Source organism: Amycolatopsis sp. NPDC059657, from assembly GCF_042734395.1.
Lineage (GTDB): Bacteria > Actinomycetota > Actinomycetes > Mycobacteriales > Pseudonocardiaceae > Amycolatopsis.
The window spans coordinates 1-10,046 of sequence record NZ_JBHWEB010000204.1 but is presented as its reverse complement, the minus strand read 5'-3'; the positions used below and the strand labels follow the sequence as shown (position 1 = coordinate 10,046).

General features: G+C 67.5%; 7 protein-coding genes. 4 read left to right on the top strand and 3 right to left on the bottom strand.

Going from position 1 to position 10,046, the window contains the following annotated elements; translation table 11 throughout:
* Positions 1-105: 105 nt before the first annotated feature.
* Positions 106-1,065, bottom strand: a complete 960-nt coding sequence (locus tag ACFV15_RS46615; RefSeq protein WP_378359747.1) for a helix-turn-helix transcriptional regulator — start codon at positions 1,063-1,065, stop codon at positions 106-108.
* 62 nt (positions 1,066-1,127) lie between these two features.
* Here ACFV15_RS46615 and ACFV15_RS46610 point away from each other — a divergent pair, with 62 nt between their 5' ends.
* Positions 1,128-2,312 carry an epoxide hydrolase family protein gene (locus ACFV15_RS46610; protein WP_378359745.1) on the top strand — a complete coding sequence of 395 codons (1,185 nt, stop codon included), beginning with the start codon at positions 1,128-1,130 and terminating at the stop codon, positions 2,310-2,312.
* Here ACFV15_RS46610 and ACFV15_RS46605 read toward each other — a convergent pair.
* Positions 2,285-3,097, bottom strand: a complete 813-nt coding sequence (locus ACFV15_RS46605) for an SAM-dependent methyltransferase (protein ID WP_378359743.1) — start codon at positions 3,095-3,097, stop codon at positions 2,285-2,287. The two genes, ACFV15_RS46610 and ACFV15_RS46605, sit on opposite strands and share 28 nt — an antisense overlap.
* Positions 3,098-3,200: 103 nt before the next feature.
* Between ACFV15_RS46605 and ACFV15_RS46600 the strand changes: the two genes are divergently transcribed.
* The 3 genes from ACFV15_RS46600 to ACFV15_RS46590 all read left to right on the top strand — a co-directional run bounded on the left by ACFV15_RS46600 (position 3,201) and on the right by ACFV15_RS46590 (position 7,814).
* Entirely contained in the window at positions 3,201-4,532 is a 1,332-nt protein-coding gene (locus tag ACFV15_RS46600; RefSeq protein WP_378359741.1) for a cytochrome P450, read from the top strand.
* A 60-nt stretch (positions 4,533-4,592) separates the two neighbouring features.
* On the top strand, positions 4,593-5,663 hold the full coding sequence (locus tag ACFV15_RS46595) for an alpha/beta hydrolase (protein WP_378359739.1): 1,071 nt from the start codon (positions 4,593-4,595) through the stop codon (positions 5,661-5,663).
* A gap of 114 nt (positions 5,664-5,777) precedes the next feature.
* Complete coding sequence (locus ACFV15_RS46590) at positions 5,778-7,814, top strand: putative bifunctional diguanylate cyclase/phosphodiesterase (protein ID WP_378359737.1); 2,037 nt, start codon at positions 5,778-5,780, stop codon at positions 7,812-7,814.
* Positions 7,815-8,075: 261 nt separating this feature from the next.
* Here the strand turns inward: ACFV15_RS46590 and ACFV15_RS46585 are convergent, their stop codons facing one another.
* A complete protein-coding gene (locus ACFV15_RS46585) occupies positions 8,076-9,797 on the bottom strand; it encodes a BCCT family transporter (protein WP_378359735.1) in 1,722 nt (573 codons plus the stop codon).
* Positions 9,798-10,046: the final 249 nt, after the last annotated feature.

Sequence of the window (10,046 nt, the reverse complement as noted above, 5' to 3'; positions counted from 1 at the left end):
CCTCACCACAACCAAAGAACCACGACGTCAACAGGCAGCCACCCACAATTTTCAGCCCGCGAAGGGACGCCCGCAAGGGCGACCAAGACTAACCGTCGGGAACACTCACGACCCCTTGACCGACGCCGCGCACCTGGCCGCGAGTTTTTCCAGGTAGGCGGCGAGTTCGGGGGCCTCGGCCGGGTCGACGTGGAAGTCCGCGTCGAGCAGTCCCAAGTGGAACGCCAGCATCTCCGGCGTGTCCGAACCCGCCGTCAGCACACACGTCCGCGCGTCGATCGCTTCCACGGTCGCCACCGGCAGCCAGGCCGACACGTGCGCCGCGGGCGCGTCCACGCGCACCCGCGCCTGATACCGCCAGGTCGCCACGGCGACCCCCGACGCAACCCGCTCGCCCACCTGCTCATCCGGCATCTCGCGTGGCGTGAACCGAGGTCCCGCAGGCAGTTTCGGCGTGATGCGGTCGACGCGGAACGTCCGCCAGTCCTCCCTGGTCAGATCCCACGCGAGCAGATACCAGCGCCCCGCGTTGTTCACCAGCCGATGCGGCTCGGTGACGCGACGGCTGTCTTCACGGTCATGTGTGCGGTAGTCGAACCGCAGCCGCTCATGATCACGGCAAGCGGAAGCGATGGCGACCAGAACGGACGGATCGACCTCCGGGCCGCGCCGGGGCAGTGTGACCACCGTGCTCGTCAGCACGCCGACCCGGTGCCGCAGGCGGGACGGCAGCAGCCGCTCGAGCTTGGCGAGCGCGCGGACCGAGGTTTCCTCCATCCCCGCAACGGTTCCGCCCGCGGCCGTGCGCAACCCGATGGCGACCGCGACGGCTTCGTCGTCGTCGAGGAGCAGCGGCGGCAGCGACGCGCCCGCGCCGAGGCGATAGCCACCGGTGACACCGGGCGCGGCCTCGACCGGGTAGCCGAGGCTGCGCAGGCGTTCGATGTCGTTGCGGATCGTGCGCGTCGTGACTTCGAGCCGGTCCGCCAGCTGCGGGCCGGTCCAGTCACGGCGCGTCTCCAGCAGTGAGAGCAGCCGCAGCAGCCTGGCCGAGGTTTCCAACATTCTTCAAGTCTGGCATTCAATGCGGAACGTAGCTTTCCGCATTGGCTCATAGCGTTGCCCCCATGACGAACGAAATCCTCCCCTTCCGCATCGAGATCCCCCAGACCGACCTCGATGACCTGCGCCGACGTCTCGCCGGGGCCCGCTGGCCCGCCTCGCCCACCGAGGACTGGAACCGCGGTGTCCCGCCCCGCTATCTCAAGCAGCTCGCCGACTACTGGGCCAACGGATTCGACTGGCGTGCGCAGGAAGCCAAGCTGAACGAGATCCCGCAGTTCCTGACCGAGGTCAACGGGCAGCGGATCCACTTCTTCCACCAGCACTCGCCGGAACCGGGCGCGATGCCGCTGATCCTCACCCACGGCTGGCCCAGTTCGCCGGTCGAATTCCAGCGTCTCATCGGTCCGCTGACCGATCCTCGCGCCTACGGCGGCGACCCCGCCGACGCTTTCCACGTGGTGATCCCGTCGCTGCCGGGTTACGGCTTCTCGACGCCGCTCGCTGAGCAGGGGTTCAACCTCTTCGGTGTGGCACAAGCATGGGCGACGCTCATGGGGCGCCTCGGCTATCAGCGTTATGTCGTGCAGGGCACCGATGTCGGCGCGGGCGTCGCGGGCATGCTGCCGATCGTCGATCCGCAAGGAGTGGCGGGAGTTCATCTCAGCGGGACCTCGGCGTCGACGCCGTTCGGCCCGGCGCTCGACGCAGGCGCGTTCACCGGCGCCGACCGGGTGCGCGCCGAGAAGTTCAACCGGTTCCGCGAGGAGGGGATCGGCTACCTGGTCATGCAGTCGACGCGGCCGCAGACGCTCGCGTACGGCCTCAACGACTCACCGATCGGCCAGCTCGCCTGGATCGTCGAGAAGTTCTGCGAGTGGACGGACCCGGCCGCGACGCTGCCCGAGTCCGTCGACCTCGACCAGCTGCTCACCAACGTCACGCTGTACTGGTTCACCGAATCCGGCGCCTCGAGCGCGCACGCCGTGTACGACGGCATGCAGGCGTGGAAAGCCTTTGCGGCGCAACAGGATTCTGGCGACTGGGAGCAGGAGGGGCCGCCGACCGGTGTCGCCGTCTTCGCCGGTGACACCACCATCCAGAGCCTCATGGACCCGAGTGGCAAGATCAAGCACTGGTCGGAATTCGACCGCGGCGGGCATTTCGCCGCGATGGAGGTCCCCGATCTGCTCGCCGAGGACCTCCGCGTCTTCGCCAGGACTCAGGGTTTGCGGCCGACGCCCGCATAGGGGAGCGCGTTGATCTCGGGGTCGTCGGACATGTCACCCGCACCCTGCGGGTTCCACATCGCACAGCCGACGACCCCCGGCTCGACGAGTTCGAAGCCGTCGAAGAAACGCACGATCTCCTCGTGGGTGCGCGGCTGCGGCAGATTCTGCGTGCTCTTGTACGCCTCGACGGCCTCGTCCAGCTTCGGCGAGTTCGAGTCGGCCGCGACGTGGGAGATGGCGAGGAAACTACCCGGCGCGAGCCGCTCCCGGTAGCGCGAGACGATGGCGCCAGGGTTCCACGAGTCGGGCACGAAATGCAGCAGCAGCAACATGAACACGCCGACCGGCTGGCTGAAGTCCAGCAGCTCGCTGGTCCGCTCGTGGTTGACGATCTCGTTGACATCGCGCAGATCCGCTTGGATGGCCGCGCAGTTCTTGTTGCCGGACAACAGAAGCTGACTGTGCGCCACCGCGACCGATTCGCGGTCCACGTAGACGACACGGGAATCCGGGTCGACTCCCTGCACGATTTCGTGCAGGTTTCCGACGGTCGGGATTCCGGAGCCGATGTCGAGGAATTGCCTGATTCCGGATTCGGCCATGAAAAGCGCGGCACGGCGGAGGAAAGCGCGATTGAGCCGCGCCGCGTCGCGGACTCCCGGCATGATGTTGAGTATTTTCTCACCCAGCTCGCGGTCCACCTGGAAATTGTGATCCCCGTCGAGCCAATAATCGTAGACCCTGGCCGGATTCGGCACCGTGGTGTCGACTTCCGGTGGTACCCAGCTCAGATCCCCGGTCACCGGTCTTCCTCCATTCGTGTATACGTCCGCGCCCGGTCTCGCTTTGCGGGCTTGACGGATTCTATTGTTTCCTGTCCGGCCGTTCGGGAGGGAGGCGTGTGCGGTGACAGATAAAGCAGCGGTTCTTCCCGGTCGATGGCCGTTGTTGGGCCATACCATACCGATGTTGCGGGACCCACTGAAACTCTTCACCTCATTACGCGATTACGGCGATGTGGTGCGGCTTTATCTCGGCCCGCTCCCGGTTTACCTGGTCACCACCCCGGAACTCGCCTGGCGGGTGCTGGCCGTCGACGCGGACAAGTTCGACAAAGGCATCGTCTTCGACAAGATGCGCCCGCTCTTCGGTGACGGGCTCGCCACCTCGAACGGCGAGTTCAACCGCCGTCAGCGGCGGATGGTGCTGCCCGCGTTCGCGCGCGGGCGGATCGCGGCGTACGCCGAGTCCACGATGACCACGATGGCGGCGGAACTCGCGGATTCCTGGCGATCGGGCCAGGTCATCGAGGTGGACCGGCGCATGCAGGACATCGCGCTGGGCATCGCGGGGCGGACGTTGTTCTCCACCGAGCTCGGCGCTGACGTGCTCGCCGAGATCCAGCGGTCGATCCCGATCATGCTCAAATACGTGCTGGTACGGGCGTTTTCCCCGAAGCCGGTGGAAAAACTGCCGATCCCGGCCAACCGGCGGTTCGACGCGGCCGCGGCCAGGCTGCGCCAGGTGATCGGCGCCGCCATCGTCTCGGCCAGGGCCGAGGGCGGTGACCAGGGCGATCTGCTCTCGATGCTGCTCATGGCGCGTGACGAGGAAACCGGCGAGCGGATGAGCGACGAGCAGATCCGCGACGAGGTCATCACCATCCTGACCACCGGCGCCGAGACCACCGCCGTGGCGCTGGCCTGGTTCTTCCACGAGATCGGCGCCGATCCCGCCATCGAAGCCAGGTTCCACGCCGAAGTGGACGAGGTGCTCGCCTGCCGGCCAGCCCGGTTCGAGGACCTGCCGAAACTCCGCTACACGCACCAGATCATCAACGAGGTCGTCCGCCGGACCCCGCCGCTGATCCTGATGCGCCGCGCCCGCGAGGACGTCGAACTCGGTGGTGTGCGCATCCCGGCGGGCACCGAGGTCGCGGTCAGCCAGCACACACTGCACCAGGATCCGCGCTGGTTCGGCGATCCGGGCAGGTTCGACCCGGACCGCTGGGCACCCGGCGCGGCGGAGGAACTTCCCAAGGGCGCCTTCATCCCGTTCGGCGCGGGAGCCCGGCTCTGCCCCGGTCATCAGTTCGCACCCGCCGAGATCGCCATCGTCGCCGCGACCATCGGCGCGCGCTGGCGCCTCGTGCCGGTGCCGGGGAAAACGGTCTACCCCAAGATCAAAGCCACCATGCAGCCGAATCAGCTCCCGATGACAGCGGTACCGCGCGGGTGACCGTCCGGCTACCGGTAGTACTCTTCCTTGTCCTTCTTCGAGTCCCCCGGAGGTCGGCTCATGCGTGTGCCACGCAAACTGGTCGTCGCGCTGTCCGCGTGCTGCCTGCTCTTGGGCGCGACCGTGACGGCTCCCGGCGCCGGGGCGACCGCGTTCACCTGCTCTGATGTGAACCTTCCGGTGTCCGGCCCCGGCCTTCCGGTGCTGCTGCCGCCGACGCCGTCCACAGTGTACGGCCGGCTGTGCCTGCCCGACGGCCCCGCGCCCGGCGCGGTCCAGCTACTCGTCCACGGCGGCACGTACAACAGCGCTTATTGGGACCTGCCCTACGGATCCGGGCAGTACTCGTACCAACGCGACATGGCCGCGCACGGCCTCGCGACCTTCGCGCCCGACCGGCTCGGCACCGGGCAGAGCAGCAAGCCGGCCAGCCTGTGGATGACGCTGGCCGCCGAGGCCGAGTCCATGCACCAGGTGGTGAGTCACCTGCGTGCCGGGCATGTGGGCGGGATCCCGTTCGCCAAGGTCGTGATCGTCGGGCACTCGGTCGGCTCGGGCATCGTGGCCGCGGAGGCGTCGACCTATCACGACGTCGACGGTGTGGTGCTGAGCGGAATGACCCACATCCCGGCGATCCCGGTGCTGCTGCTGGGTGTCGTGTTCGGACTGCACCCCGCGTTCCTGGATCCGGCGCTCACCGCGCTCGGCAGCGATCCGTTGTACTTCACGACGAGTCCCGGCGCGCGGTCCTGGCTGTTCTACGCGGCAGGGGACTCGGACCCCGCGGTGATCGCGGCGGACGAAGCCACAAAGGACCAGGTCTCGGTGCCGGGCATGGGCACGGTCGCGGTGTTCGGCATCGTGCTGCCCGCGACGCTGGGCATCGACGTCCCGGTGTTGCAGGCAGTGGGTGAAAAAGACGTGCTGTTCTGCGGAGTGCTCGCGTTGCGCGACTGCTCGAACGCGCAGAACCTGCGTGCCCAGGAGGCCCCGTACTACGCGCCCGCCGCCCAGCTTTCGACGTTCGTACTGCCTGGAGCTGGGCATTCGCTCGGCCTGCACGAGAACGCCGGTGCCTACCGCGACGCGACCCGCGACTGGCTGCGTGACCGTCTCGGAGTGGTTGCATAGCGTTACCACCCGATCAGGTAATTCTTAAACTCTGCGTAGCACTGGAGAATCCGCGCATACGTGTGCCCGGTATCCCTGTGCCGGACTCGCACCTGACCCCTGGACACCGCAGACGTGACAGTCCCGCATCCGGAAAACGACGCGTGGCCGACGGCGAGCAGCCCCTATCGGTCACGCGACGCCGTCGCGCGCAAATGGGCCTACCTCATCAGCATGACGGCGTATCTCCCGTACCCGCACCAGGAGCTCGAGCAGCATCTCCGGGCGCTGGTCGACCTGCTGATCGAAGCCGTGCGCCGTGACTCCGACGGCCAGCAGCTCGCGATCGAGGCCGGCGGCAAGCTCGTCGACCTGCGCTGTGTGGGCCCGGAAAGCCTGCGCGTGACGATGGAGGTGCTCGGCAAGGCGCTGCCGCAGGCGCCCGAGCTACGCCAGCTCGACCGGCTCACCGAGCGGGTGGTGCTCGCGCTGGGCGCGCTGACCTCCGGGTACAGCGAGACACTGCGCGAGAACATCCAGGCACGCCAGGAAGACCTCAGCCGCGCGCTGTTCAAGGTCGAGCAGGAGGCCCGCCGGGCCACGCTGATCGCGCAGGCGCAGTTCGAGCAGCTCTTCACCGGCACGACCAGCGGGGTCGCTCTCACCGACCTGGAGGGCCGGTTCCTGCGCGTCAACGACGCGCTGGCCGAGTCGCTCCAGCACACGCCCGCGCAGCTGATCGGGCGTGAGCTGTTCGCTTTCGTCCACGAAGAGGACGCCGAAGCGCTGCGCGAGGGTTACCGCGAGCTGCTCGACCCCCAGTCGCCGAAGCTGCGAATCACGCGCCGGTTCCTGGTCGGCGGCGCCGAGCCGATCTGGGTGAACCTGGTGGCCTCGGCGGTCCGCGACAACGGCGGCGCGCGCCAGTTCGTCACGATCATCGAGGACGAGACCGACGCGTCGCTGCTGCAGCGGCGGATGACGCACCAGACACTGCACGACGCGCTCACCGGCCTGCCGAACCGCCAGTTCTTCAGCACCCGCCTGGAAAAGGCGCTGCGCCAAGCGGATCCGGCTACCGGCATCACCGTCTACCACCTCGACCTCGACGGTTTCCGCCTGATCACCGGCGGGTTCGGCCACGCGACCGGCGACCGGCTGCTCAGGAGTGTCGCGGCGAAGCTGAAGGCCGTGCTCTCCGGCGAGACCGCGTTCATCGCCAGGCTCGGCGGTGACGAGTTCGGCATCCTGATCGAGAACACGCCGTCCACCCCGGACGTGCCGACGATGATCAGGACGATCAACGCGGAACTGTCCGAGCCGGAGTACCTCGAAAGCGGCCACGGCGTGGGGATTTCGGCGACCATGGGTGTCGCGCACCGCCCGGCCCGCGACGTCGAGCCCGCCGAGCTGCTGCGCGCGGTCGACATGACGTTGCGCCGCGCGCAGGCCAAGGGCCACCGGCAATGGGAGCTGCTCGACTCCGAGCGCGACACCGTCGACCGCAAGCAGTTCCAGCTGGCCGCGTCGATGCCCGGCGCTTGGGAGACCGGCGAACTCGCCGTGGTTTATGAACCACTCGTCCGCCTCGCCGACGACGAGATCGTCGGCGTCGAGGCGCTGCTCCAATGGAATCACCCCGAAGACGGCAAGCTGCCGCATCGAGAGTGCATTTCGCTCGCCGACCGGACCGGCCTGATTCTTCCTCTCGGCGGCTGGCTGCTTCGTAAGGCTTGCGAGACCGTGCCGGAACTGCCGATTTCAATCGGGCTCACCGCTCGTCAGGCCGCCGACCCGGATTTGGTCGGCACCATCCGCGAGACTCTTTCCGAAACCGGAGTCGAGCCGACGCGATTGCGTTGCGGTTTCCCGGCTTCGGCGCTGGTTTCGCATGGCGACGCGGCCGACAACCTGAAGGTACTGGCCGATATCGGCGTCCGCGCCGAGATTCGCGACTTCTCCGAGGCCGCCGCGGTCGATCTGGGCGAACTGCCGGTCGAAGCGGTCCGTTTCACCGGCCGCGTCACAGCGCATACCGGCGCCTTGGTCACCGGCCTGGCCGAATTCGCACGCCAAGCCGGCGCGACCGTGATCGCCGAAGGCGTCAACACCCCCGAAGACGCGGCCTGGTGGAAACAAGCAGGCGCCGAGGTGGGAGTAAAGGGCTCGTGAGCGTTGCATGGACACCGCGGCCGCGCGGATACGTGAAACCCGAGTTCAGGCCATTCAAAGGCCCAAACTCGGGTTTCACGAAGATCAACTTGCCTCAGGCGACCGCACAACATCCGCAAAGGACTCGCGCTGACGATTTATGCCCCAGCTTGTCGCTTTTGTCCGCATCGTCGCGCGGGCCGGACGACATGAACGGGGCGTTTATGTCGCTCAGCGTTGTGAATGTGGCGTTCATTCCTTCAATCGACCCGGGAGGGCCCGCTAAGCCTTGCGCAGGCGCCGCTTCCGCTGACCATTCGTCCGCTCTTCGTGCAACTCCTTGAGCGAGCGCATCATCGCGTCTTCCTGACGCATCAACGGGTCGTCGCGCAGGTCGCGCCAGACGGAGACGCAGAGCCCGATCATGACGACCAGGAACGGCACCGCGATCAGGATCGTCAGGTTCTGCAGGCCGGTCAGCGCCTCGTCACCGCCGACCAGCAGCATGACCGCGGCGACCCCGCCCATCAGCACACCCCAGAAGATCACCACCGACTTCGCCGGATACACGGATCCCTTCTGCGACAAGGTTCCCATCACGATCGACGCCGCGTCCGCGCCCGAGACGAAGAAGATCGACACCAGCAGCATCACCAGAATCGCGATCGGCACGAACCACGGCAGTGTCTCGAGCAGTTTGAACGTCGCCGACTCGGCGCTGCCGGCGCCCGCGATGTTCGTGCCGGACCGCTGCCTGCTGATCGCCGCGCCGCCGAAGACCGCGAACCAGATCAGGCTCACGATGCTCGGGACCGCGATGACACCGAAGATGAACTGCCGGATCGTGCGCCCACGCGAGATCCGCGCGATGAACATGCCGACGAACGGCGTCCACGAGATCCACCACGCCCAGTAGAAGACGGTCCAGCCGCTGAGCCAGGTCTGCATCTGCTCGCCGCCGGTCATCCCGGTCCGTCCCGACATCTCGGCGAGTTCGCGGAAGTAGTCGCCGATCGCGCCGGGCACGATGTTGAGGATCAGCACGGTCGGCCCGACCACCAGCACGAACACCGCGAGCACGGCGGCGAGCACCATGTTGATGTTCGACAGCCACTGGATGCCCTTCGCCACCCCGGACACCGCCGAGGCGATGAACGCGATGGTCAGCACCACGATGATCGCGACCAGCAAACCCTTGCCGGGGTTGTCGATCCACCCGACCGCCGCCATCCCGCCGCCGACCTGCAGCGCGCCCAGCCCGAGCGAGGCGGCCGAGCCGAAGAGTGTCGCGAAGATCGCCATGATGTCGATCGCCTTGCCCAGCGGGCCCGCGGAACGCCGCTTCCCGATCAGCGGCACGAACACCGAGCTGATCAGCTGGCTGCGGCCCTTGCGGAAGGTGCTGTACGCGATCGCGAGCCCGACCACCGCGTAGATCGCCCACGGATGCACCGTCCAGTGGAACAGTGTGGTCGCCATCGCGGTGTGCACGGCCTCGTCGGAGCCGGCGGCCGCGGTACCAGGCGGCGGGCTGGCCAGGTGCGAAACCGGCTCGTAGACGCCGAAGAACATCAGCCCGATGCCCATCCCGGCGCTGAACATCATCGCGATCCACGACGAGGTCCGGAATTCGGGCAGTTCCTTGTCCTGGCCGAGCGGGATCCGCCCGTACCGGCTGATCGCCAGGCAGACGGCGAACACGACGAACCCGCTCGCGGTGAGCACGAACGCCCAGCCGCCGTACGGGATCACGGCGTCGTTCAGCACGGTCTTGGCGAGTTTCGCGAGGCTTGACGGCGAGAGCACACCCCACGCGATGATCGCGAGCGCGAGCCCGGCCGCGATCCAGAACACCGTGCGGTCGGTCTCGGCGGGCCGGTCGGCGGCGAGTTCGAGCGGGACGTGCTCGTCGGGCGGGTGACCCGGACCCGCGGTGTCCGGTGCGTTGGCCAGTCCCTGCGTGGCGGTGTGCTCCACCACTGGTTTCCCGTCCTGCGAACTCATGGTTCAGCTCGCGCCGTGACCGGCGCGATCTCCTTCCACCCTGGTCTAACCCATTCGGCCTAAGCCCCCATCACCACCAGTGTGCGATGCGGCGGGTGGGCTCGCATGCTGGGCGACGCAGGTCACGCGTGAACGCCCCGTTCGCAACGCTCAACCTGGATCCACCGGCTGGCTTTGGGTGATCGTTTTCGTGGTTGTTGATCTTGTGGTGGTTGTGCGGGCAGGGGAATGTGGCCGGCGTTGCATCCG

What these genes read in the sequence shown, in the direction of transcription:
- ACFV15_RS46595 (WP_378359739.1), top strand. Translation starts at nt 4,593, where the DNA reads ATGCGTGTGCCACGCAAACTGGTCGTCGCGCTGTCCGCGTGCTGCCTG.
- ACFV15_RS46615 (WP_378359747.1), bottom strand. Translation starts at nt 1,065, where the DNA reads ATGTTGGAAACCTCGGCCAGGCTGCTGCGGCTGCTCTCACTGCTGGAG.
- ACFV15_RS46585 (WP_378359735.1), bottom strand. Translation starts at nt 9,797, where the DNA reads ATGAGTTCGCAGGACGGGAAACCAGTGGTGGAGCACACCGCCACGCAG.
- ACFV15_RS46610 (WP_378359745.1), top strand. Translation starts at nt 1,128, where the DNA reads ATGACGAACGAAATCCTCCCCTTCCGCATCGAGATCCCCCAGACCGAC.